Genomic DNA, 23,498 nt, shown 5'->3' on the forward strand with positions numbered 1-23,498 from the left:
GAGCCCTGACTGGCTTGCCGGTAATTAACTTACCACTAAGCTACTTACTTGCAAGTGGCTTTCTTGCCATCGAGTCAGCAGAGAGGGGAGACTGAGGTCATGGAGAAGCACACCCCCGGCCCGGGCCCCGCCCACGACGCCGTCGACGCCATCACCGACCAGTGGGCCGCCGTGCGCCCGGATCTGGACACGCTGCCGATGGCCGTCTTCGGCCGGATCTACCGGCTCGCCAACGCCATGCGCGGCAAGGTGGACAAGGCGTACGCGCCGTACGGGGGGATGTCGCTCGGCGAGTTCGACGTCCTCGCGACGCTGCGCCGGTCAGGGGAGCCGTACACCCTGTCACCGCGCGAACTGACCGCCACGCTGATGATCACGACCGGCGGGATGACGGGCCGGCTCGACAAGCTGGAGCGGGCCGGGCTGCTCACCCGCAGCCCCGACCCGAACGACCGGCGCGGACTGCGGGTCACCCTCACCGACGAGGGCCGCACCCTCGTGGACCAGGCCGTCGCCGCCGGGCTCGACCGGCAGCGTGCGGCCCTGGAGGCGGCGCTCACGCCCGAGGAGGCGGAGCAGCTGGCGGGGCTGCTGCGCAGGCTGCTCGCGACGACGGCATGAATCCTGCCCTGGACGCGGCCTGAAGACATGCGAAGGCGCCGCACGGTACCTCGTACCGTGCGGCGCCCTCGGAGAGAAAGGGTGCGGCCTCAGGCCTTCTTGGACCGGTCGAGCACCATGACCAGGCCCGCGATCACCAGGAACAGCACCAGCGGGGCGGCCACGAACAGGCCGAGGGTCTCGCCGACACTCAGCTTGGGGGCCGGGTCGTCACCGTCGTCGCGGGTGAGCGCGAGCGCGGGGGACGACATGAGCAGCATCATCAGCGTCGTACCGGCCGCGACGGCGCCGGCGCGCAGGGCGTTCTTCTTGTCCACGGTGCAAAAGTAGCGAACACCTAAACGGCCCGCGCGCCCGGGGGTGCCGTACGGGCTCCGACCTCCTGCGCGAGCAGCCGCAGCAGGTCGTGGACGCGGGGCGAGGCGGCCAGTTCCTCCAGGGTGAGCGGCTGCCCGTCGGGCCCCGCGACCGGCAGCCGCCAGTTGGGGTACTGGTCCCAGGTCCCCGGCAGGTTCTGCGGCCTGCGGTCGCCCACCCCGTCCGGCAGCCACACCCCCACCATCCGGGCCGGGGTGGCGGCCAGGAAGCGGTGGAAGGCCCTGATCTCGGCCGCCTCGTCGCCCGGCCCCTCCGGGAGCAGCCCGAGCCGCTGGAGCAGGCCCAGCCACTCGGTGGTCTCGGCGGAGTCCCGGCTCCGCTCGCGCTCCAGGTCGCCGGCGAGCAGCCCGAGCCGGTGGCGCAGCGTCACATGGTCGCCGGAGAGCCGGGCGGCGGTGGGCGGCAGGTCGTGGGTGGTGGCGGTGGCCACGCAGTCGGCCCGCCACTCCTCGGGCGGCAGCGGGCGGCCGGTGCCGGCCCAGTCCCGCTCGAACCAGAGCACGGAGGTGCCGAGCACCCCGCGCCGGGCCAGCGCCTCCCGTACCCCCGGCTCGACCGTGCCCAGGTCCTCGCCGATGACGGCGGCCCCCGCGCGGTGGGCCTCCAGGACGAGCACGGCGAGCATCGCCTCGGAGTCGTAACCGACGTACGTGCCCTGGGTCGGCCCGCCGCCCTCGGGCACCCACCAGAGCCGGAACAGGCCCATGACGTGGTCGATCCGCAGCGCCCCCGCGTGCCGGAGCAGCTCGCGCAGCAGACCGCGGTACGGGGCGTAGCCCGCGGCGGCCAGCGCGTCGGGGCGCCAGGGCGGCAGGCCCCAGTCCTGGCCACGGGCGTTGAAGGCGTCGGGCGGGGCGCCGACCGACATGCCGGCGGCGAAGACGTGCTGCTGGGCCCAGGCGTCGGATCCGTCCGGGTGGACGCCGACGGCCAGGTCGTGGACGATCCCGACCGCCATCCCGGCCTCCCGGGCGGTGCGCGAGGCGGCGGCGAGCTGACCGTCCGTCAGCCAGGCGAGCCGGCAGTGGAAGTCGACCCGTGCGGCGAGGGCGGCGTCGGCGCGGACCGCGGCCTCGGCCCCGCGCGGGTCGCGCAGCTCCTCGGGCCAGCTGCGCCAGTGGTGGCCGTGCCGTTCGGCGAGGGCATGGTAGGTCGCGTGGTCCTCCAGGGCGCGGCCGCGCTCGGCGAGGAAGTCGCGGTAGGCGGCGCGGCGGCCGGGGGCGAGCTCCACGGTGTGCACCAGCTCCAGGGCGCGCCGCTTGGCCTCCCACACGGCGTCCCGGTCGATCAGCGCGCCCTTGCCGAGGACCCGTTCGCGCAGTTCGGCCGCCTCCGCGAGGATCCCGTCGAGCTCCTCGCGGCGGGCGGGGTCGACGTACCCGTACTCGGGGACGTCCTCGATCCGCAGGTGCACGGGGTCGGGGAAGCGGCGCGAGGAGGGGCGGTACGGGGACGGGTCGGTGGGCGCGCCGGGGACGGCCGCGTGCAGCGGGTTGACCTGGAGGAAGCCGGCGCCGTGCGTCCGGCCGGCCCAGTCGGCGAGCTCCCGCAGGTCGCCGAGGTCCCCCATGCCCCAGGAGCGCGTGGACAGCAGGGAGTAGAGCTGGACGAGCAGGCCGTAGGCGCGGGTCCCGGGGCCCGGCACGCGTGCGGGGGCCACGATCAGGGTGCTGCTGGAGCCGCGCCCGTCGGGGGCGTGGGCGGCCAGCCGGTGCACGCCAAGCGGAAGGCCGCTCCAGTCGGTCCCGGTGACGGTCCGTCCGTCCTCGGTCGTGACCCGCAGCCGGGTGCCCGGCGGCAGCCCCCGGGGCGGCCGGGGCGGCCCGTCCTGCCAGTGGACGACGGTGGGCGGCAGCAGCCGCTCCCGGACCGCACGCTCGGCCGCTTCGAGCGCGACGGCGACCCCCTCCGGGGTGGCGGCGTCGACGCCCAGGGCGCGCAGGACGGCCACCACCGTGGCGTCGGGCACGGTGACCGTGACGCCCTCGGAGGGGGCGTACTCGGTGGCGACGCCGTGCAGGGCGGCGAGACGGGCCAGGGTCACTCGACCCTCCAAGGACTCTGCGGACTCTGCGGACTCTGCGGACACCGGGGCTCCGAGGACTACGAGGGCCCCGAGGGCTACGGCGGGTGGGGCGGGGCGGGGCGGTTCACACTCCGGGTGACTCCGTGCCGCCCGCCGTGCCGGGGGCGGTGGGTTCGCTGGTCAGCGGGGCCGCCTGGGTCAGGGGCGGTTCGCTGGTGAGGGGTGCGGCGTCGGCGAGGGGCGGCTCGCTGGTGAGCGGGCCCTGCCTCGGAATCCGTATCTGTTTGCAGGCGTGGTCGGTCACGGTCACGGGATCTCCGGTTCGTCTCGACAGCTGGAACAGCAGGGGGAGCCCTACCCATCGCTCCCCGTTTTACCGGCGGAATTCGGCGAATCGGTGCCACCTCGCCGAAAGGCCACCGGGCAAACCAGACAGTTCGACCACCCGCATTGACACTCCGTCGGCCCAGGTGGTGGGCTCGTAATCCAGTTGTTACCCACGGGACCGAAGGGAGCCCCCGTGCACCTCGGACGCAGGAGGCGGACCGCTACCGCCGTCGCCGCCGCGGTCATCGGCGGACTCCTCGGCGGCGCCGTCCCGGGCACCGCCCAGGCCGCACCCCTGACACCCCACTCCCCCCTCACACCCCACTCCCCCCTCACCACCCCCGAGGCGCCGACGACCGCGACCCCGGCGGTGTGGCCCCGCCCCCAGTCCCTGACCGCCACGGGCGGCACCGTGCCCCTCGGCCCCGAAGTCACGCTGCTCGCCGACCCGGACGCCGACCCGTACGCCCTCGGGGCACTGCGCGAGCTGCTGCGGACGGCCGGCGTGCGGAGCGTCCACGAGGCGCTGCCCGGCCGCGGCGCGGTGATCCGCGTCGGCCCGGCCGCCGGCGCGCCCCAGGCTCTGCGCGCCCTGCGGCTCGGCGAGCAGGGCGACCTGCCGTACGGCGGCTACCGGCTCGCGGCCGGCCGGCTCCAGGGCCGGGACACGGTCGCGCTCGACGGCACCGGTGAAGACGGCCTGTTCCACGCCGTCCAGACACTGCGTCAGCTGATCCGCACCGACGGAAGCGTCCCGGGCGTCGCCGTACGCGACTGGCCCGGCACCGCCGTACGCGGACTGACCGAGGGCTTCTACGGGCGCCCCTGGAGCCGGGAACAGCGGCTGGCTCAGCTCGACTTCATGGGCCGCACCAAGCAGAACCGCTACCTGTACGCGCCCGGCGACGACCCGTACCGCCAGACCCTGTGGCGCGAGCCCTACCCGGCCGCCGAGCGGGCCGCGTTCCGCGAGCTCGCCGCGCGGGCCCGCGCCAACCACGTGACGCTCGCCTGGGCCGTGGCACCCGCCCAGTCCATGTGCCTGTCGTCCGACGACGACCTGAAGGCGCTCACCAAGAAGATCGACGCCATGTGGGCGCTCGGAGTGCGCGCCTTCCAGGTCCAGTTCCAGGACGTCAGCTACAGCGAGTGGCACTGCTCCGACGACGCCGACACCTTCGGGCGCGGCCCCGGGGCCGGCGCCCGCGCTCACGCGCGGGTGGCGAACGCCGTCGCCGCGCACCTGGCCGAGCGTCACCCGGACGCGCCGCCGCTGTCGCTGATGCCGACCGAGTACTACCAGGACGGCGCCACCGACTACCGCACGGCCCTCGCCGACGCCCTCGACGCGCGGGTGGAGGTCGCCTGGACCGGTGTCGGCGCGGTGCCGCGCAAGATCACCGGGCACGACCTGGCCGGGGCCCGCAAGGCCCTCGACCACCCGCTGGTCACGATGGACAACTACCCGGTCAACGACTACGCCCAGGACCGCCTCTTCCTCGGCCCCGCCATGGGGCGCGAGCCGGCCGTCGCCGCCGGTTCGGCCGCCTTCCTCGCCAACGCCATGGAGCAGCCCGCCGCTTCCCGCGTGCCCCTCTTCACGGCCGCGGACTTCGCCTGGAACCCGCGGGGCTACCGGCCGCAGGAGTCCTGGCGGGCCGCCGTCGACGAGCTGGCAGGACCCGACCCGGCGGCCCGCGAGGCGCTGTGGGCGCTCGCGGGGAACGACGCCTCCTCGCTCATCGACCCCGGCGGCGAGTCGGCCTATCTGAAGCCGCTGGCCGCCGCCTTCTGGGCGAGCCGGACCAGCCCCGACAAGTCCGTACGGGAGAAGGCGGCGCGCGAGCTGCGGGCCGCGTTCACCGTGATGCGCGAGGCACCCGGGCGCCTCGCCGGCACGGCCGGCGGCGCGCTCGGCGACGAGGCGGGGCCGTGGCTCGCCCAGCTGTCGCGGTACGGCCTGGCGGGCGAGACGGCCGTCGACATGCTCCTCGCCCAGGCGCGCGGCGACGGCGCCGGGGCCTGGCGGGCCCAGCTGGCCCTGGAGCGGCAGCGCGAGGAGCTGAGGTCGAGCCCGGTGACGGTCGGCAAGGGAGTCCTCGACGCCTTCGTCACCCGCGCGGTGACCGAGTCGGCGGCCTGGACGGGGGCCGACCGGGACCGCGGCCCGGGCCTCACGGCGGACCGCGCGCAGGACGCGTACACCGTCCGGCTGGACCGCTCGCGGCCGCTGGAGATGCTGACGGTGATGACCGAGCCCGGCGGCTCGCCGGGCGGCACCCTCGAGGCGTACGTGCCCGGCGAGGGCTGGCGCCCGCTCGGCCCGCTCGCGGCCTCGGGCTGGACGCAGACGGACCTGAAGGGGCTGCGGGCGACGGCCCTGCGGATCGTCTGGAGCGGCGCGCCCGCGCGGGTGCGGTCCCTGGTGCCGTGGTTCGCCGACGAGCCGCGCGCCGCGCTCGCCCTGGCACGCGCCGAGACCGACGCGGAGATCGGCGGCCCGGCCCAGCGGGTGGACGTCACCCTGGAGGGGCGGCGCGCGGGCGAGGTACGCGCGCCGCTGGCCGCGAGGCCGCCGAAGGGCGTCTCGGTGCGCCTCCCGAAGGAGGCCGTGGTGCCGCGGGGCACCCGCGCGACCGTCCCCCTGGAGGTGTCGGTCGCACCGGACACGCCGGCCGGCTCCTACGCCGTGCCGGTGTCGTTCGCGGGCGAGGAGCGGATCCTGACGGTACGGGCGTTCCCGCGCACGGCGGGCCCGGACCTGGCGCGTACGGGCACGGCCTCGTCCTCCGGTGACGAGACGCCCGACTTCCCGGCCCACCTCGCGACCGACGGCGACCCGGCGACCCGCTGGTCCTCGCCCGTCGAGGACGGCGCCTGGTGGCAGGTGGAGCTGGCCGAACCGGCCCGGATAGGGCAGGTGGTCCTGCACTGGCAGGACGCGTACGCGACCCGCTACCGGGTCCAGGTCTCCGCCGACGGCCGCACCTGGCGCACGGCCGCCACGGTCCGCGACGGCAGGGGCGGGCGCGAGTCGGTCCGCATGGACGCGGCGGACACCCGCTTCCTGCGGGTGCAGGGCGACGCGCGGGCGACGCGGTACGGCTACTCGCTGTGGTCGGTGGAGACGTACGCGGTGGACGCCCCGGACCCCTCGACCGGGCCGCAGGACCCGACGGCGGACACGCCGGAGGGGGAGCAGGGCGCGGCGCCCGGCTCCCCGTGATCCTCGCGTGGAACGCGCAAGGCCCGGATCAACCCGTCGGTACCGCCCCCTGAGGGGTGGTGACGACCGCGTCGATCCGGGCCAGTGCGTCGTCCGCGCCGTATGGCTGGAGGTAGGGCAGCCACCGCGGGTCGCGGTGGCCGGTCCCGATGATCCGCCAGGCCAGTCCGGTCGGCGGGGCGGGTTGGTGCCGCAGCCGCCAGCCCAGCTCGCGCAGGTGCCGGTCGGCCTTGACGTGGTTGCAGCGGCGGCAGGCCGCCACGACGTTCTCCCAGGCGTGCGTCCCCCCGCGGCTGCGCGGAATGACGTGGTCGACGCTGGTTGCGACGCCGCCGCAGTACATGCAGCGCCCACCGTCGCGGGCGAAGAGTGCTCTGCGGGTCAAGGGAACGGGCCCCCGGTAGGGGACCCGCACGAACCGCTTCAGCCGGACCACACTGGGTGCGGCCAGGACGCGGCTCTCGCTGTGCAGGAAGGCGCCGGACTCCTCGAGGCAGAGTGCCTTGTTCTCCAGGACGAGGACGAGCGCGCGGCGGAGCGGTACGACGCCGAGTGGCTCGTACGACGCGTTGAGGACCAGGACATGCGGCACGGATGCCTCCTATGACGCCGGCGGCGCGTGGCTCGCGCCGGGACGAAACTGCTCTCAGTCTCTCCTCATGCCTGGTCGGAACGCCACCACGTGGGGGTAACGGCCTTGGGGTGTTCTCGAACACATCGGCACGCATCCGGGAGTCTTCCCCGGCCGTGGTCCGTCTTTCCCTGTGCACACGACAACCGGGGGACACCCTGTCCCCCGTTAGTGTGGACGAACTGCGTACACCACGCCTGGAGGTCCCCCCGTGCTCTGGTCCGCCCCGCCGACCGCCGACGACCCGCAAACCGTTCCGGTGACGCTGGACGAGGCCGCCGAGACGGCGACGAACGCCGCCGGTTGGGTGGAACAGAACTGGTCCACCTGGCTGAACACCGGTCTGCGGATCCTGCTGATCCTGGTCGTGGCGCTGACGCTTCGGATGCTGATCAGGCGGGCCCTCACCAAGCTGATAGAGCGGATGAACCGCTCGGCGCAGGCGGTGGAGGGCACGGCCCTGGGCGGACTGCTCGTCAACGCCGAGCGGCGCAGGCAGCGCTCGGAGGCGATCGGCTCGGTGCTGCGCTCGGTGGCCTCGTTCCTCATCCTGGGCACGGCCGGGCTGATGATCCTGGGCGCCTTCAAGATCGACCTGGCGCCGCTGCTGGCCTCGGCGGGTGTGGCCGGTGTCGCGATCGGCTTCGGCGCGCGCAACCTCGTCACCGACTTCCTCTCCGGGGTCTTCATGATCCTGGAGGACCAGTACGGCGTGGGCGACTCGATCGACGCGGGGGTGGCCTCCGGCGAGGTGATCGAGGTGGGCCTGCGGGTGACGAAGCTGCGCGGCGTCGACGGCGAGATCTGGTACGTCCGCAACGGCGAGATCAAGCGGATCGGCAACCTCAGCCAGGGCTGGGCCACGGCCGGCGTGGACGTCACGGTCCGGCCGACGGAGGACCTGGACCGGGTGCAGTCGGTGATCACCGAGGCGACCGAGTCCATGTCCAAGGAAGAGCCGTGGAACGAGCGGCTGTGGGGCCCGGTGGAGATCCTCGGCCTCAACGAGGTCCTGATCGACTCGATGACCGTCCGGGTCTCGGCGAAGACGATGCCGGGCAAGGCGCTCGGCGTGGAGCGGGAGCTGCGCTGGCGCATCAAGCGGGCCCTCGACGCGGCCGGCATCCGCATCGTGGGCGGCGTCCCGGCCCAGGCGGACGCCTCCCCGGCGGACCCGACCGCCGGCATGTCGGCCCCCTCGGCCTTCGCCTCCCCGTCCTCCCCGCAGTCGGCGGCTGCGACACCACTACCGAAGCCCGACCTCAGTAAGTAGCGGCCGGGACGGTTTGACAGGACGCCCGCTCAGGTAACGCTTTCGTTGCCTTCGCGGGCGTCGTGCGTTCCCGGGTATTGACGCGTTGTCGACGGGGGTCTTACCTTCCTCCCACCGAATAGGAAACTTTCCTAACAGTGCAGTGGCTCGTGGCAGCTAGGCAGGTGGATCCGACATGGCCGGTACGACCCCGGGAACCCCCGGCACCCCGCGCGTGCTGCGCGCCATGAACGATCGGGCCGCACTCGAACTGATGCTTGAGCACGGGCCCCTCTCGCGGACCCGGATCGGCAAGCTCACCGGCCTGTCCAAGCCGACCGCCTCGCAGCTGCTCGCCCGGCTCGAAGCCGCCGGTCTCGTCATCGCCACCGGCACCACCGAGGGCCGGCCCGGCCCCAACGCCCAGCTGTACGCGGTGAACCCGCGCGCGGCCCACGCGGCCGCCCTCGACGTCACCCCCGAGCGCATCCGCGCCGCCGTCGCCGACATCACCGGCGAGGTCGTAGGGGAGTCCGAGCTGCGCACCCCCGGCCGCGCCGCCGACGACGTGGTCCGGCAGGTCGTCGACGTCCTCGACGGGGCCGTCAAGGACGCCGGGCTCGCCCTCGGAGACGTACACCGCCTGGTGATCGGCACCCCCGGTGCCTTCGACCCGGCGACCGGGCGGCTGCGCTACGCCTCGCACCTGCCCGGCTGGCACTCCCCCACGCTCCTGGCGGAGCTGGCCGTCGCCCTGCCCATGCCGTTCGAGTACGAGAACGACGTCAACCTCGTCGCCATCGCCGAGCAGCGCCTGGGCGCCGCCCGCGGCCACGAGAACTTCGTGCTCCTGTGGAACGAGACCGGCCTCGGCGCCGCCCTCGTCCTCGGCGGCCGGCTGCACCGCGGCTTCACCGGCGGCGCCGGCGAGGTCGGCTTCCTGCCCGTGCCCGGCACCCCGCTCGTACGGCAGGTCACCAAGGCCAACTCCGGCGGCTTCCAGGAGCTCGCCGGGGTCCAGTCGGTCCCCCGGATCGCCAAGGCCGTCGGCATCGAGACCCGCGAGCAGCCGTACGTGGAGGTCGCGGCCGGCCTCCTCGCGCACGCCGCCGAGCACCACGCCGAGGACGAGCGCTACGCCCGGCTCCTCGACACCTACGCGGAACGCCTCGCCACCGGCCTCGCCTCCCTCGTCGCCGTCCTCGACCCGGAACTCCTCGTCCTGTCCGGCGAGGCGATCACCGCCGGCGGGGAGCCGCTGCGCGCCCGCGTCCAGTCCGAACTCGCCGACCTCGCCGCCTCCCGTCCGCGGCTCGTCCTCGCCGCCGTCGACCGGCGCCCCGTGCTGCGCGGGGCGCTCGAATCCGCGCTCGCCGCCACCCGGGACGAGGTCTTCGACACCTCCCGGTAGCCCGACACCGTCCCTCATCCCAGCCCGTCCCAGGGAGGACCCGTCATGCCCGCACGCCCGCGCCGGCTTGCCGCCACGCTCGCCGCCACCGCCTCGATAGCCCTGTTCGCCTCCGCCTGTACGGGCTCCCCGAGCAACGGCGCGAACGACGACCCCAACGCGCAGACCACGATCACGTTCTGGCACGGCTGGTCGGCCCCCTCCGAGGTGCAGGCCATCGACAACAGCATCAAGCGCTTCGAGAAGGCCCACCCCGGCATCAAGGTCAAGGTCGTCGGCGACATCAACGACGACAAGCTCAACCAGGCGCTGCGCACGGGCGGTTCGAAGGGCCCCGACGTCGTGTCGTCGTTCACGACGTCCAACCTCGGCAAGTTCTGCTCCTCGGGCGCCTTCGCCGACCTGAAGCCCTTCATCGAGAAGTCCGGGCTCGACCTCGACAAGATCATCCCCAAGACGCTGCTCGAGTACACCCGGTTCGAGGGCAAGCGCTGCGCGATGCCGCTGCTGACGGACGCCTACGGGCTCTACTACAACAAGGACGCCTTCAAGGCGGCCGGCCTTGACCCCGCGAAGCCCCCGAAGACCTACTCCGAGCTCCTCGCCGTCGCCAAGAAGCTCACCAAGACCAAGGACGACGGCTTCGAGCAGCTCGGCTTCATGCCGAACTACCACGGCTACGAGACCACCAGCGAGCACTACCTGGGCAGCTGGGGCCCCACGTACTTCGACGCGAACGGCAAGTCCACCGTCGGCACCGATCCGGCGGTCGCCGAGATGATCACGACCCAGAAGAAGATGGTCGACGAGCTCGGCGGCTACGAGAAGCTGGAGAGGTTCCGCACCTCCTTCGGCGACGAGTGGAGCGCCAAGCACCCCTTCCACACCGGCCAGGTCGCCATGCAGATGGACGGCGAGTGGCGGCTCGGCATGGCCACCGACGCCAAGGTGCCCTTCGAGGTCGGCGTCGCCCCGATGCCCGTCCCCGACAGCCAGGCGGGCGACTACGGCAAGGGCTTCCTCTCCGGCACCATCATGGGCATCGCCCCGCAGAGCAGGAAGCAGAACGCCGCCTGGGAACTGGTCCGGTTCATGACCACGGACACCGAGGCCGTCGTCGCCTTCGCCAACGACATCCGCAACGTGCCCTCCACCTTCGAGGCGCTGAAGTCGCCGAACCTGAAGTTCGACCCGCGCTTCACGACCTTCCTCGACATCGCCCGGCACCCGAAGTCCAACACCCCGGCGGGCGCGATCAACGGCGCCGCGTACCTCAACACCCTCCAGGACTTCGCCTTCCAGTACGAGAAGGGCTCGGTGAGCGACCTCAAGGCCGGCCTGGAGCAGACCGCCCGGCAGATCGACACCGACATCACCAAGGCGAAGTAGCCGTCCATGACCACGCGTACGCACACTCTCCGTTCGAAGCGCCGGCTGGCGGCGCTTCGTACGGCGGCGTTCATGTCGCCGTGGCTGATCGGGTTCAGCGTCTTCTTCGCATACCCGATGGTCTCGACCGTCTACTTCTCCTTCATGGACTACGACGGTTTCACCGCCCCGTCCTTCAACGGGCTGGACAACTGGACGTATGTCTTCGTCGACTACCCCATGTTCTGGCCCGCGCTGCGCAACACTCTGTGGCTGGTGGTCGTGATGGTGGCCTGCCGGGTCGTGTTCGGACTCGGTGTCGGGCTGCTCATCACGAAGATCAAGACGGGCGCGGGGGTCTTCCGCACCCTGTTCTACCTGCCTTACCTGGCCCCGCCGGTCGCGGCGACGCTCGCCTTCGTCTTCCTGCTCAACCCCGGCACCGGGCCGGTGAACTCGGTGCTCGACGGGGCCGGGATCGCCGCCCCCGGCTGGTTCACGGACGCCGCCTGGTCCAAGCCCGCGCTCACCATGCTGGCGGTGTGGGGCGTCGGCGACCTCATGGTCATCTTCATGGCCGCGCTCCTCGACGTACCGAAGGAGCAGTACGAGGCGGCCGAGCTGGACGGGGCATCGGCGCTCCAGCGGTTCCGCTACGTGACCCTGCCGAACATCTCGCCGATCGTGATGTTCGCCGTGGTCACCGGGGTCATCCAGGCGATGCAGTACTACACCCAGCCGCTGGTGGCCGGGAAGGTCGCCTCCGGGGTGATCGGCGGTTCCGGGCAGCAGTTCGAGCCCGGCTACCCGGACAAGTCCACGCTCACCCTGCCGCAGCTCGTCTACAACCTCGGCTTCCAGCGCTTCGACTACGGAGCGGCCTGCGCCATCGCCCTCATCCTCTTCGCGCTGGCCATGGTCTTCACCGGGCTGCTCATGCGCCGCCGCGGCGGCCTGATCCAGGCAGGTGAGTGAACCGTGAGCCAGTCCCCCACCGTGCTCGACGCGCCCGACGTCGTGCACCGTACGGACGCCGGGCCCACCCCGGCCGCCCGGACCGCCCGCCGCAAGGCCCTGCTGCACTGGATCGCGGTGCACTCGCTCGGCGTCGCCGCCGCGCTGTTCTTCGTGCTGCCGTTCGTCTTCGTGCTGCTGACCTCGCTGATGAGCGACCAGCAGGCGCTCACCCGCGACCTCACCCCCGACACCTGGGAGTGGGACAACTACGTCCGCGTCTTCGAGACGCCGGGCTTCCTCACCTGGTGGCGCAACACCCTGCTGTACGCGGGCGTGGGCACCGTCCTGACCGTGGTCTCCTCGCTCCCGGTGGCGTACGCGCTCGCCAAGTTCCGCTTCCGCGGGCGCAATCTGTCGCTGATCCTGGTCATCTCGATGATGATGCTGCCGCCGCAGGTCGTCGTCATCCCGATGTACCTGTTCTGGGCGAAGCAGCTGGACCTGTCCGGCACGCTGTGGCCGCTGATCATCCCGATGGCCTTCGGCGACGCGTTCTCCATCTTCCTGCTGCGCCAGTTCCTGCTGACCATCCCCAACGAATACCTCGACGCGGCCAGGGTCGACGGCTGCGGCGAACTGGGCACCCTCGTCAGGGTCGTCCTGCCGATGGCGAAGCCGGGGATCGCGGCCGTCGCGCTCTTCCAGTTCTTCGCCGCCTGGAACGACTACTTCGGGCCGCAGATCTACGCCTCCGAGAACCCGGCGGCGTGGACCCTGAGCTACGGCCTGGAGTCCTTCAAGGGCGCGCACCACACCGACTGGAATCTGACCATGGCCGCGACCGTCCTGGTCATGGCCCCCGTGATCCTCGTCTTCTTCTTCGCCCAGAAGGCGTTCGTCGAGGGTGTCACACTGACCGGAGTGAAGGGCTAGCCGACGTTATGAAGCTCGCTGTCGTGGGGGGCGGCTCCACTTACACCCCCGAACTGATCGACGGGTTCGCGCGGTTGCGCGACACCCTGCCCATCACCGAACTCGTCCTAGTCGACCCGGCCGCCGAGCGGCTCGACCTGGTCGGCGGCCTGGCCCGGCGGATCTTCGCCAGGCAGGGGCACGAGGGCCGGATCGTCACCACCTCCGACCTCGACGCCGGCGTCGACGGCGCCGACGCCGTCCTGCTCCAGCTGCGCGTCGGCGGGCAGGCCGCCCGCGAGCAGGACGAGACCTGGCCGCTGGAGTGCGGCTGCGTCGGCCAGGAGACCACCGGCGCCGGCGGTCTCGCCAAGGCGCTGCGCACGGTCCCGGTGGTCCTGGACATCGCCGAGCGGGTGCGCCGCGCCAACCCCGGCGCCTGGATCATCGACTTCACCAACCCCGTCGGGATCGTCACCCGGGCGCTGCTCCAGGCCGGACACAAGGCGGTCGGCCTGTGCAACGTGGCGATCGGCTTCCAGCGGAGGTTCGCCGCGCTCCTGGGCGTCGCTCCGGGCGAGGTCCACCTCGACCACGTCGGGCTCAACCACCTGACCTGGGAGACCGGGGTACGGCTCGGCGGGCCCGAGGGCGAGAACCTGCTGCCGCGGCTGCTCGCCGAGCACGGTGACGCCATCGCCGACGACCTGCGCATGGACCGCGCGCTCGTGGACCGGCTCGGCGTCGTCCCCTCGTACTACCTGCGCTACTTCTACGCGCACGACGCCGTCGTCGAGGAGCTCGGCAGCAAGCCCTCGCGGGCCGCCGAGGTCGCGGCGATGGAGAAGCAGCTCCTGGAGATGTACGGCGACCCGGCGCTCGACGAGAAGCCGGCCCTGCTCGCCAAGCGCGGCGGCGCCTTCTACTCGGAGGCTGCCGTGGACCTGGCGGCGTCGCTGCTCGGCGGGGGCGGCTCTCCGTACCAGGTGGTGAACACGTACAACAACGGCACGCTGCCCTTCCTGCCGGACGACGCCGTGATCGAGGTGCAGGCGGCGGTGGGCGCGAAGGGCGCCGTTCCGCTGCCGGTGGCGCCGGTGGACCCGTTGTACGCGGGCCTGATCGCGAACGTCACCGCGTACGAGGACCTGGCCCTGGAGGCGGCGCTGCGCGGCGGCCGCGACCGGGTGTTCAGGGCACTGCTCGCGCACCCGCTGGTCGGGCAGTTCGGGTACGCCGAGGGGCTGACCGACCGGCTGATCGCCCACAACCGGGAGCACCTGGCGTGGGCCTGAACGGTGTGCTCCTCGCCGTCGACGCGGGGAACAGCAAGACCGACGTCGCGGTCGTCGCGCGGGACGGCACCGTCCTCGGCGCGGCTCGCGGCGGCGGGTTCCAGCCGCCGGTGGTGGGGGTGGAGGCGGCGGTCGACGCGCTCGCCGAGATCGTGGGCCGGGCCTGGGCGGCGGCCGGGGGCGAAGCCCTTCCGCCGGCATTCGGCCACGTCACGGCATGTCTCGCCAACGCGGATCTGCCCGTCGAGGAACTGGGGTTGGAGCGCGCCCTGCACGCGCGGCGGTGGAGCCGCTCGGTCCGGGTGCACAACGACACCTTCGCGATCCTGCGGGCGGGGCTCGACGAGCCGCGCGGCGTGGCCGTGGTGTGCGGCGCGGGCATCAACTGCGTCGGCATGCTGCCGGACGGGCGGACCGCCCGCTTCCCCGCGATCGGGAAGATCTCCGGCGACTGGGGCGGGGGCGGCGGACTCGCCGACGAGGCACTGTGGTTCGCCGCGCGCGCCGAGGACGGCCGGGGCGAGCCGACCGCGCTGGCGCGCACGCTGCCCGGGCACTTCGGGCTGCCGACGATGTACGCGCTGATCGAGGCGCTGCACCTGGGTCGCATCCCGTACGAGCGGAAGCACGAGCTGACGCCGGTGCTGTTCCGTACGGGCGCGGAGGGCGATCCGGTGGCCCGCGGCCTGGTCGAGCGGCTGGCCGAGGAGGTCGTGGCGATGGCCGCGGTCGCCCTCGGGCGGCTCGGGCTGCTCGACGAGGCGGCGCCGGTGATGCTGGGCGGCAGCGTGCTCGCCGCGCGCCACCCGCACCTGGACGCGCGGATCGCCGAACTCCTCGCGGCGAAGGCCCCGAAGGCGGTGATCGGCGTCGTGACCGCACCGCCGGTGCTCGGCGCGGGGCTGCTGGCCCTGGACGAGATCGCGGCGGGCGCGGAGGCAGCGGCGCGGCTGCGGGAGCACTACGGGGCCTGACGCCCGGTGGTGGGTGGGTGCGGGGCGTCCCTACGGGGGCGCCCCGCACGCATGTTCACTCGTTCGAGGACGTTCGGGGTGGAACCGATTTCGGCCGCGGGACGTATTCAAGATGAAGGGGGCGAGAAGGAGTTCGAAGGGGGTTCGCCTGCGGAAGCGGCGCGGGCATGGGGCACGATAGGAACAAGATCGAGTCAATCCCGGTGTGCGGGTGGAGCGCTGCGGCCATACTGCTGGCCGGGGAGTCGTCCGCCACTCAACCGGCAGGACGGGTCGACGTCTCAGACCGAGGGGGAGGTCACGTGACAAACCCGCCGAACGCGTCCGCCGCCTCGGCGGCGCAGGGCACAACAGCCGCGTCCGCGCGGCCGGGTTCCGGTGTGCCCGCGCAGGCGGCACCGCCGGCCGGTGCCGCCGCGCCGCACGGCCGCGTCGCGCAGCCCGCCGCGGTGGCGCCGCCCGCCGCGCCCGGCGCCTGGGCGGAGGGCCGCGAGGTGCTGCGCAGGGCCGCCACGACCGAGCCCGGCCGGCTGCGCATCCTGGGCGCCGTGCTCGCCCTGCTCGTCGTGGCCTTCGGGGCCGTGACGGCCTTCGAGGTCGCCGACCGGGCCTCGTCCGCGGACGACGTGGTGGGCCGCAGCCAGCCGTTGAGCGCCGACGCCGCCGACATCTACCGCTCGCTCGCCGACGCGGACGCCACCGCGGCGAGCGGCTTCCTGGCCGGACCGCAGGAACCCGAGCAGATCCGCCGGCGGTACGCGGACGACATCACCACCGCCTCCCGGCTTCTCGTCACGGCCGCCGCCGCCACCGACGCCGGCGGCGACTCGGCCCGCGAGATCGCCACGCTCAGCGAGCACCTGCCGCGCTACACCGGCCTGATCGAGCGCGCCCGCGCCGCCAACCGGCAGGGCCTGCCGCTGGGCGGCGCCTATCTGCGGTACGCCAACCAGACGATGGCCAAGGAGCTTCTGCCCGCCGCCGAGCGGCTGTACGCGGCGGAGACCCGGCGCCTGCACCAGGACGACGACGAGGCCCGCGCCTGGCCGCTCCCGTCGCTCGCCCTCGGCGTGCTCGCCCTCGGGGTCCTGCTGTGGGCCCAGCGCCGTAACTACGCGATGACCAACCGGGTGTTCAACCGCGGCCTCGTCGCCGCGAGCGCGGCCTGCGTGGTCGCCCTGGTGTGGCTGCTCGCCGGACACGGCTTCGCCCGGGCCGGTCTCACCGACGCCAGGGAACACGGGCAGGACTCCCTGCAGGTGCTCAACGAGGCCCGGATCGCCTCCCTGAAGGCCCGCGCCAACGAGAACCTGGCCGTGGTCGCGCGCGGCGCCGTCCTCACCGAGGACGGCAAGAGCGACAAGTACGAGGCGGACTACGCCAGTAGCGTCGCCGGCCTGACGAGCGCGCTCGACGCGGCCGGCCGGCTCGCCGACGACGAAGAGGGCCGCGGACCGCTCACCGAGGCGGCCGACCGCACCGGCGAGTGGCGCGAACGCCACGCGCAGGCCCGGGAGAAGGACGACGCGGGCGACTTCGACAGCGCGATGGAGCGGATCATCGGTGCGAGCGAGTCGACCGGCCAGTCCTTCGACCAGGTCGACGCCGCCCTGGGCCGCGCCCTCGCCCACGAGCAGGACGAGTTCACCCGGGCCGCCGCGGGCGGCCGGGACGCGCTGACCGGGCTGCCGCTGGGCGCGGCCGTGCTCGGCGTGCTCGGCGCGGCCTGCGCCGTGACGGGCGTCAACCGCAGACTGTCGGAGTACCGGTGAGAGGGGGCGGGATGCCGGACGGCGTCGAGCACACGAACCGGGCGGGCGGGCTGCCGGGCGGCGGCACGCCCACCGCCCCCGCGGGCCGCGGCGCCCGCACGGCCCGCGCGGCCGCGCGCCGGGTCGCCGGACGGCTGCGCGGCTGGGGCGGGGTGGCCGCCATGGCCGTGGCCTGCGGTCTGACCGCCTCGCTGACCCTGCTGTCGCTGCCGCACACCGGCCCCGGCGACACCCCGCCCACCGGCGGCACCGGCCCCGGCGTGGGCACCGGACTGCAGGTCAAGGTCGACACCTGCCGGGACCCGGACGCCTCGCTGACCCCGTCGGGCGCCGACGGGCCGACCATCGCCGCCATCAAGAAGCGCGGCAAGCTCGTCGTCGGCGTCGACCAGTCCAGCTACCGCTGGGGCTACCGCACCCCGACCACGCTCGCGCGACAGCCCGACGGCTCGCTGAAGAAGACCGGCGGCACCGTGGAGGGCTTCGACATCGACCTGGCGAAGGCCATCGCCAAGGACATCCTCGGCGACGAGAACGCGGTCATATTCCGCACGATCCCGACCAACCAGCGGATCGCCGCCCTGGAGAGCAGCAAGGTCGACCTCGTGGTGCGCACCATGACGATCAACTGCAAGCGCATCCAGCAGGTCGCGTTCTCCACCGCCTACTTCCAGGTCGGCCAGCAGATCCTCGCGCCCAGGGCCTCCTCGGTCACCGGTTACGACGCCTCGCTCAGCGGCAAGCGGGTCTGCACCGCCGAGGGCTCCACGGCCTACGAGGCGCTGGAGGAGAAGTCGTTCGGCGCGGTCTACAAGGACGTGGGCGACGGCACCAAGGACGATCCCGACCTGGTCACCGTCCCCAACCAGCTGGACTGCCTGGCCCGGCTGCAGATGGGCGAGGTCGACGCGGTCCTCACGGACAACGCGCTGGCCGCGGGACAGGCCGCCCAGGACCCGGCGGTCGAGCTCAAGGGGAAGCCCTTCACCACCGAGTACTACGGAGTGGCCGCCAAGCTCGGCAACGACGACCTGGTCCGCCGGGTCAACCAGGTCCTCGTGCAGTACCGGCAGGGCCCCTGGCAGGCGGCGTACGACAAGTGGCTGAAGGCGGACCTGCCCGGGATATCCGGGCCGCCCGCACCCAAGTACAAGTAGAGCGAGAGGTGATCGATGGGCGTCGCGGGACCCCCCGGGCCGGTGATGGACCGGGACGAGGTGGACCGTGCGCTGGCACGGCTCGGCGCGGAGCACAAGGCCGTCGAGGACTCGCTCCTCGCGCTCCAGGACCACGCCGGCCGCAGACTGCTCGAAGGCGCCGAGCTGACCGGGACGACCCGGGACCGCTGGCAGTCCACCGAGCGGACGATCACCCTGCTGTGGGCGTACTTCGACGCGTACACCGCCGCCCTGCACGACGCCCGTGAGCTGCGGGCCCGGCGCCGCTGGCCCGGCCGCGAGGAGCTGGCCGAGCTCACCGACCGGCTGCGCGGCGAGAGCGTGCACGTGGCGGGCGGGGCGCAGCAGCAGGCGCTGCTCGCCGAGTCGTTCAGCCTGGAGCGGCTCGTGCAGCGGATGAACGAGCTGTACGCGGCCTCGCTCGACGTGGTCGTCACCGCCGACGCCGTCTGGTCGGCCCTGCCCGCCCGGATAGACCTGCTCGCCGCCGAGCTGGGCCGGACCCGCTCGCTCGCGCACTCCGTCGGGGTGCGGCCGGGCGAGCACCCGGCCGGCGACGAGCTGGAGTCGATCACGCAGGAGCTGACCGCGCTCCGCTCCCAGGTGGTCTCCGACCCGCTGGCCTTCTGGCAGCCCGCGGCGGGCAGTTCGGCCCCCGGCGGCGGCCGCCCCGACACCGGGCGGTACGACACGGCGGCCCGCGCCCTGGAGGACATCCGGCGCGAGATCGAGGCGGTGCTCGCGGTCCGGCAGGACTCGGAGGACCGGCTGCTGCGGCTGCGGGACGTGCTGTCGCGGGCCGACCGTACGCTCGCCGAGGCGAGGGCCGCCCGCGGCGAGGTCCTCGCGAAGATCGCCGCCTCCGAGGTGCCGGCCGTCAGCGGACCGCCGACGGCGCTCCAGGAGCGGCTCGCCACGGCCGCCGAGTACCGCAGGCACGCCCAGTGGCACCGGCTGTCCCCGCTCCTGGACTCCCTCGAAGAGGAGGCGGAGGACGAACTGCTGCGCGCCCGCGAGTCGCTGACCGCGGTGACCGCGCCGCTGGCCGTCCGCGCCGAGCTGCGCGGCCGGCTCGACGCCTACAAGGCGAAGGTGGCCCGGCTCGGGGCGGCGGAGGATCCGCTGCTCATCGAGCGGTACGACACGGCCCGGCGGATGCTGTGGAGCGCCCCGTGCGATCTGCGCGTCGCCGAGCAGGCGGTGCTGCGCTACCAGCAGGCGGTGGCCGAGGTGCTGTCGGGACCGAGGGACGCCAGGGGAGGTCAGTGGTGAGCGGGGGATCCGGAGTGAGCAGCTGTCAGCGTCCGTCGTGCGAGGGCTCGTACGAGGACATGGGAGGCGGCGAGCTGTACTGCGACATGTGCGGTCTGGCGCCGGTCGTCGCGCCCGGGGGGCTGCTCGCGTCGACGCGGACCGGGATGGCCGCGGCCGGGAAGGGCTCGGAGTCGGTCCGGTCGGGCTCGCAGGCCTCCTCGCGCACGTCCTCGCGTTCCGCGCGTTCCTCGGCGTCCCGGCGTTCGGTCTCCGGCCGGCTGTCGCGCTCGCTGTCCGGTCCCGCCACGGCCCGTTCGGTGTCGGTGCGCAGCTCCGGTTCGACCGGTGGCCAGTCGGGCCGGGGCAGGCTGGGCGCGGGCCTGGTCACCGTCCCCGAGGTGCCGCGCCCCGACCCGCGTGCCGCGGTGATGGCGAACCCGGAGGTGCCCGAGCGGAAGCGATTCTGCTCGCGCTCCGACTGCGGTGCCCCGGTGGGCCGTTCGCGCGGCGACCGGCCGGGCCGGACCGAGGGCTTCTGCACCAAGTGCGGCCACCCGTACTCCTTCGTACCGAAGCTGACCGGCGGGGACGTCGTGCACGGGCAGTACGAGGTGGTGGGCTGCCTCGCCCACGGCGGCCTCGGCTGGGTCTACCTCGCCGTCGACAAGGCGGTCTCCGACCGCTGGGTGGTCCTCAAGGGCCTGCTCGACACCGGCGACCAGGACGCCATGGCCGCGGCGATCTCGGAGCGCCGCTTCCTCGCGGAGATCGAGCACTCCAACATCGTCCGCATCTACAACTTCGTCGAGCACCTGGACCAGCGCACCGGCTCCATGGACGGCTACATCGTCATGGAGTACGTGGGCGGCAAGTCCCTCAAGGAGATCGCCAACGACCGGCGCACCCCGGACGGCCGGCGCGACCCGCTGCCGGTCGAGCAGGCCTGCGCGTACGGCATCGAGGCGCTGGAGGCGCTCGGCCACCTGCACAGCCGCAACCTGCTGTACTGCGACTTCAAGGTCGACAACGCGATCCAGACCGAGGACCAGCTGAAGCTCATCGACATGGGCGCGGTCCGCCGGATGGACGACGACGAGTCGGCGATCTACGGCACGGTGGGCTACCAGGCGCCGGAGGTCGCCGAGGTCGGCCCGTCGGTGGCGAGCGACCTGTACACGGTGGCGCGCACCCTGGCCGTGCTGACCTTCGACTTCCAGGGCTACACCAACGTGTTCGCGGACTCGCTGCCCGAGCCGGACAGCATCGAGGTCTTCCGCACCTACGAGTCGTTCTACCGCCTCCTGGTGCGGGCCACCGACCCCGACCCGGCGCGCCGCTTCGGCTCCGCGCAGGAGATGGCGGAGCAGCTGACGGGCGTGCTGCGGGAGGTCGTCGCGCTGCAGTCGGGCCGGCCGCGCCCGGCGCTGTCGACGCTGTTCGGCGCCGAGGTGCGGGTGACGGACACGGAGCTGTTCGACGAGCTGACGGACGACGCGTCGGTGCTCGGCGCGCGGACTGCGGGGCGCGGGCGCAAGGCGCTGCCGACGGCCGTCGCCGGCCGGGGCGGCAGCTTCCTGCGGCCGCTCGCGGTGCCCGCGACGGCGCTCGCTCTGCCGGTGCCGCGGGTCGACCCGGGCGACCCCAACGCCGGTTTCCTCGCCGGTCTGCTGGCCGCCGCCCCCGCGGAGCTGATCACCGCGCTGCACGCGGCGCCCGTCGCCTCGCTGGAGCTGCGGCTGCGGGAGCTGCGGGCGCGCGTGGAGATGGGCGACCTCGCGGCGGCCGTGCGGGCGCTCGCCACGTTGGAGCAGCAGCACGCGGACGACTGGCGGGTGGTCTGGTACCGGGGCATCACGTCCCTGGTCACCGGCGACCAGGCGGGCGCCGCGCTCTCCTTCGACGCGATCTACGACGCCTTCCCGGGTGAGCCGGCGCCCAAGCTGGCGCTCGGCATCTGCGCCGAGGTGCTCGGCCAGCTGGACAACGCGGCGGAGTACTACCGCCTGGTCTGGGCGACGGACCCGAGCTATGTGAGCGCCGCCTTCGGGCTCGCCCGGGTGCAGTTGGCGGCGGGCGACCGGGCCGGTGCGGTGCGCACCCTGGAGTCCGTGCCGGAGTCGTCCATCCACTACACGGCCGCGCGGGTCGCGGCGGTACGGGCCCGGCTGCGCCGCCGCCCGGCGAACGAGCCGCTGGGCGCCGACCTGACGGCGGCCGCGGCGCAGGTGTCGGCGCTGCAGGGCTTCGGGCTCGACGCGGTGCGCCGCGAGCGGCTGTCGACGGAGGTGCTCGGCACGGCGCTCGACTGGGTACTCTCCGGGAGTCCCGGCGCCGGTCCGGCCGGCACGGTGCTGCTCGGCAGCGCACTGGACGAGCGCGGACTGCGCTTCGGCCTCGAACGCTCGTACCGGGTGCTCGCCCGGCTCGCCCAGCAGGGCGAGGAGAGGATCGAACTGGTGGAGCGGGCCAACCGTTTCCGCCCCAGGACGTGGGTGTGAGTATGTCCCAGAAGCCGAAGCCCCCGCACCCGCTGGGGACCTGCCCCGAGTGCTCGGAGCCGCTCGAGTCGGGGGACCGTTTCTGCGGGGCGTGCGGACACGACCTGTCGGCGACGCCACGGCCGGACCGGCCGACGGTGCCGATCAGCCTGCCGGCGTCCTGGCCGGAGCCGCCGCCGCGCGACCCGAACTCCCTCACGACGGCGACCCAGCACCCCGGCGACCTGCCGGGCACCGACTCGGGCGGCCACGACCTGCCGACGATCCCGGTCCGCACGGACGGCGTGCCGGAGGCGAGCGGCGCACCGGGGGCGGCCGCACCGGGGCCGGCGGCACCGGGACGGGCCGCGGCCGAACCGGACGCCGGCGAGCCGGCCGAAGGCAGGGCCCAGGCCGAGGCCGAGGCCGAGGGGGACTTCACGCTCGCCGCGCCCGACCCGCGCGCCGCCCTGCGCTCCCCGGACGCGGGCGACGACCGGAAGGTATGTGTGGCCTGCCGCACCGGGTGGGTGGACCGCGACGGGTACTGCGAGCACTGCGGCCACGCCCAGCCCCGCGAGCGCGACCACATGGAGGAGGAGCTGCCCACGGTCGCCGCCGTCAGCGACCGCGGCCTGCGCCACCACCGTAACGAGGACGCCTTCGCCGTCTGTTCGACCGCGCTGCCCGACGGCTCCCCCGCCGCGCTCGCCATCGTCTGCGACGGCGTCTCCTCGGCGACCCGGCCCGACGAGGCGTCCAGCGCCGCCGCGTCCGCCGCGGGCGCCGCGCTGCTCGCCGCGCTGCCCCGCGGCACCCACCCGCAGCAGGCCATGCACGAGGCGATCGTCGCGGCCGCCGAGGCGGTCAACTCCCTGGCGGAGGAGACCCCCAAGGAGCACGAGCACCAGAACTCCCCGGCCTGCACCATCGTCGGCTCGATCGTGGCCGGCGGACTGCTCGTGGTCGGCTGGGTCGGCGACAGCCGGGTCTACTGGGTGCCGGACGACCGCAGCACGCCGCCCGCCCGGCTCACCGAGGACGACTCGTGGGCCGCGCAGATGGTCGCCGCCGGCCTGATGAACGAGGCAGAGGCGTACGCGGACGAACGCGCCCACGCCATCACCGGCTGGCTCGGCGCCGACGCGTACGAACTGGAACCGCACACGGCCGCGTTCAAGCCGGACCGGCCCGGCGTGGTCGTGGTCTGCACCGACGGCCTGTGGAACTACGCGGAGGGCGCCGAGGACATGGCCAGGGTCGTGCCCCCGGACGCCGCCGACCGCCCGCTGCACGGGGCCCAGGTCCTGGTGGGCCACGCGCTGGACGGCGGAGGCCACGACAACGTCACGGTCGCGCTGCTGCCGTTCGCGGTCCCGTCCCCCGGGGCAGGATCGGCCTGAGCGGCCACCGAACCCGACCCGATCCTTCCGCCCCTC

18 protein-coding genes are annotated in these 23,498 nt (G+C 73.7%); 14 read left to right on the forward strand and 4 right to left on the reverse strand.

Annotated features, from left to right (window positions below):
* Positions 1–99: 99 nt before the first annotated feature.
* Positions 100–621 (forward strand): MarR family winged helix-turn-helix transcriptional regulator, encoded by a 522-nt coding sequence (locus ACIGEZ_RS04420; RefSeq protein ID WP_399825506.1) that lies wholly within the window; start codon positions 100–102, stop codon positions 619–621.
* A gap of 89 nt (positions 622–710) precedes the next feature.
* Here the strand turns inward: ACIGEZ_RS04420 and ACIGEZ_RS04425 are convergent, their stop codons facing one another.
* The 3 genes from ACIGEZ_RS04425 to ACIGEZ_RS04435 all read right to left on the reverse strand — a co-directional run bounded on the left by ACIGEZ_RS04425 (position 711) and on the right by ACIGEZ_RS04435 (position 3,371).
* Complete coding sequence (locus ACIGEZ_RS04425; protein WP_399825508.1) at positions 711–938, reverse strand: hypothetical protein; 228 nt, start codon at positions 936–938, stop codon at positions 711–713.
* A gap of 20 nt (positions 939–958) precedes the next feature.
* Positions 959–3,043 (reverse strand): 4-alpha-glucanotransferase, encoded by a 2,085-nt coding sequence (gene malQ, locus ACIGEZ_RS04430; protein ID WP_399825510.1) that lies wholly within the window; start codon positions 3,041–3,043, stop codon positions 959–961.
* Between the two features lie 106 nt (positions 3,044–3,149).
* Positions 3,150–3,371 (reverse strand): hypothetical protein, encoded by a 222-nt coding sequence (locus ACIGEZ_RS04435; protein WP_399826214.1) that lies wholly within the window; start codon positions 3,369–3,371, stop codon positions 3,150–3,152.
* 174 nt (positions 3,372–3,545) lie between these two features.
* Between ACIGEZ_RS04435 and ACIGEZ_RS04440 the strand changes: the two genes are divergently transcribed.
* Positions 3,546–6,578: a beta-N-acetylglucosaminidase domain-containing protein gene (locus ACIGEZ_RS04440; RefSeq protein ID WP_399825513.1), complete on the forward strand. Its 3,033-nt coding sequence runs from the start codon at positions 3,546–3,548 to the stop codon at positions 6,576–6,578.
* A gap of 28 nt (positions 6,579–6,606) precedes the next feature.
* Here ACIGEZ_RS04440 and ACIGEZ_RS04445 read toward each other — a convergent pair whose 3' ends face one another.
* Positions 6,607–7,170, reverse strand: a complete 564-nt coding sequence (locus tag ACIGEZ_RS04445; protein ID WP_399825516.1) for an HNH endonuclease — start codon at positions 7,168–7,170, stop codon at positions 6,607–6,609.
* A 250-nt stretch (positions 7,171–7,420) separates the two neighbouring features.
* On the opposite strand from ACIGEZ_RS04445, the gene ACIGEZ_RS04450 reads away from it, so the two are divergent.
* From ACIGEZ_RS04450 to ACIGEZ_RS04505, 12 genes are all read left to right on the forward strand, one after another.
* Positions 7,421–8,482 (forward strand): mechanosensitive ion channel family protein, encoded by a 1,062-nt coding sequence (locus ACIGEZ_RS04450; RefSeq protein WP_399825519.1) that lies wholly within the window; start codon positions 7,421–7,423, stop codon positions 8,480–8,482.
* A 175-nt stretch (positions 8,483–8,657) separates the two neighbouring features.
* Positions 8,658–9,872 carry an ROK family transcriptional regulator gene (locus tag ACIGEZ_RS04455; RefSeq protein ID WP_399825522.1) on the forward strand — a complete coding sequence of 405 codons (1,215 nt, stop codon included), beginning with the start codon at positions 8,658–8,660 and terminating at the stop codon, positions 9,870–9,872.
* A 45-nt stretch (positions 9,873–9,917) separates the two neighbouring features.
* Entirely contained in the window at positions 9,918–11,261 is a 1,344-nt protein-coding gene (locus tag ACIGEZ_RS04460) for an ABC transporter substrate-binding protein (protein WP_399825523.1), read from the forward strand.
* Between the two features lie 6 nt (positions 11,262–11,267).
* Positions 11,268–12,215, forward strand: a complete 948-nt coding sequence (locus ACIGEZ_RS04465; RefSeq protein ID WP_399825527.1) for a carbohydrate ABC transporter permease — start codon at positions 11,268–11,270, stop codon at positions 12,213–12,215.
* 21 nt (positions 12,216–12,236) lie between these two features.
* Positions 12,237–13,130 (forward strand): carbohydrate ABC transporter permease, encoded by an 894-nt coding sequence (locus ACIGEZ_RS04470; protein ID WP_399826217.1) that lies wholly within the window; start codon positions 12,237–12,239, stop codon positions 13,128–13,130.
* Positions 13,131–13,138: 8 nt separating this feature from the next.
* Positions 13,139–14,404 carry a 6-phospho-beta-glucosidase gene (locus ACIGEZ_RS04475; RefSeq protein ID WP_399825530.1) on the forward strand — a complete coding sequence of 422 codons (1,266 nt, stop codon included), beginning with the start codon at positions 13,139–13,141 and terminating at the stop codon, positions 14,402–14,404.
* Complete coding sequence (locus ACIGEZ_RS04480; RefSeq protein ID WP_399825532.1) at positions 14,395–15,378, forward strand: N-acetylglucosamine kinase; 984 nt, start codon at positions 14,395–14,397, stop codon at positions 15,376–15,378. Before ACIGEZ_RS04475 ends, ACIGEZ_RS04480 begins: the two co-directional genes overlap by 10 nt.
* A gap of 302 nt (positions 15,379–15,680) precedes the next feature.
* A complete protein-coding gene (locus tag ACIGEZ_RS04485; protein WP_399825535.1) occupies positions 15,681–17,150 on the forward strand; it encodes a hypothetical protein in 1,470 nt (489 codons plus the stop codon).
* A gap of 11 nt (positions 17,151–17,161) precedes the next feature.
* Entirely contained in the window at positions 17,162–18,307 is a 1,146-nt protein-coding gene (locus tag ACIGEZ_RS04490; RefSeq protein ID WP_399825537.1) for a glutamate ABC transporter substrate-binding protein, read from the forward strand.
* Between the two features lie 15 nt (positions 18,308–18,322).
* Positions 18,323–19,600, forward strand: a complete 1,278-nt coding sequence (locus ACIGEZ_RS04495; protein ID WP_399825539.1) for a hypothetical protein — start codon at positions 18,323–18,325, stop codon at positions 19,598–19,600.
* Positions 19,601–19,659: 59 nt separating this feature from the next.
* Positions 19,660–22,080 (forward strand): tetratricopeptide repeat protein, encoded by a 2,421-nt coding sequence (locus ACIGEZ_RS04500; protein ID WP_399826220.1) that lies wholly within the window; start codon positions 19,660–19,662, stop codon positions 22,078–22,080.
* 2 nt (positions 22,081–22,082) lie between these two features.
* The gene (locus ACIGEZ_RS04505; RefSeq protein ID WP_399826222.1) at positions 22,083–23,462 is read left to right on the forward strand and encodes a PP2C family serine/threonine-protein phosphatase; all 1,380 of its coding nucleotides are present in this window, start codon (positions 22,083–22,085) and stop codon (positions 23,460–23,462) included.
* Positions 23,463–23,498 lie beyond the last annotated feature (36 nt).

The organism is Streptomyces sp. NPDC085481 (assembly GCF_044541845.1).
Taxonomy (GTDB): Bacteria; Actinomycetota; Actinomycetes; order Streptomycetales; family Streptomycetaceae; genus Streptomyces.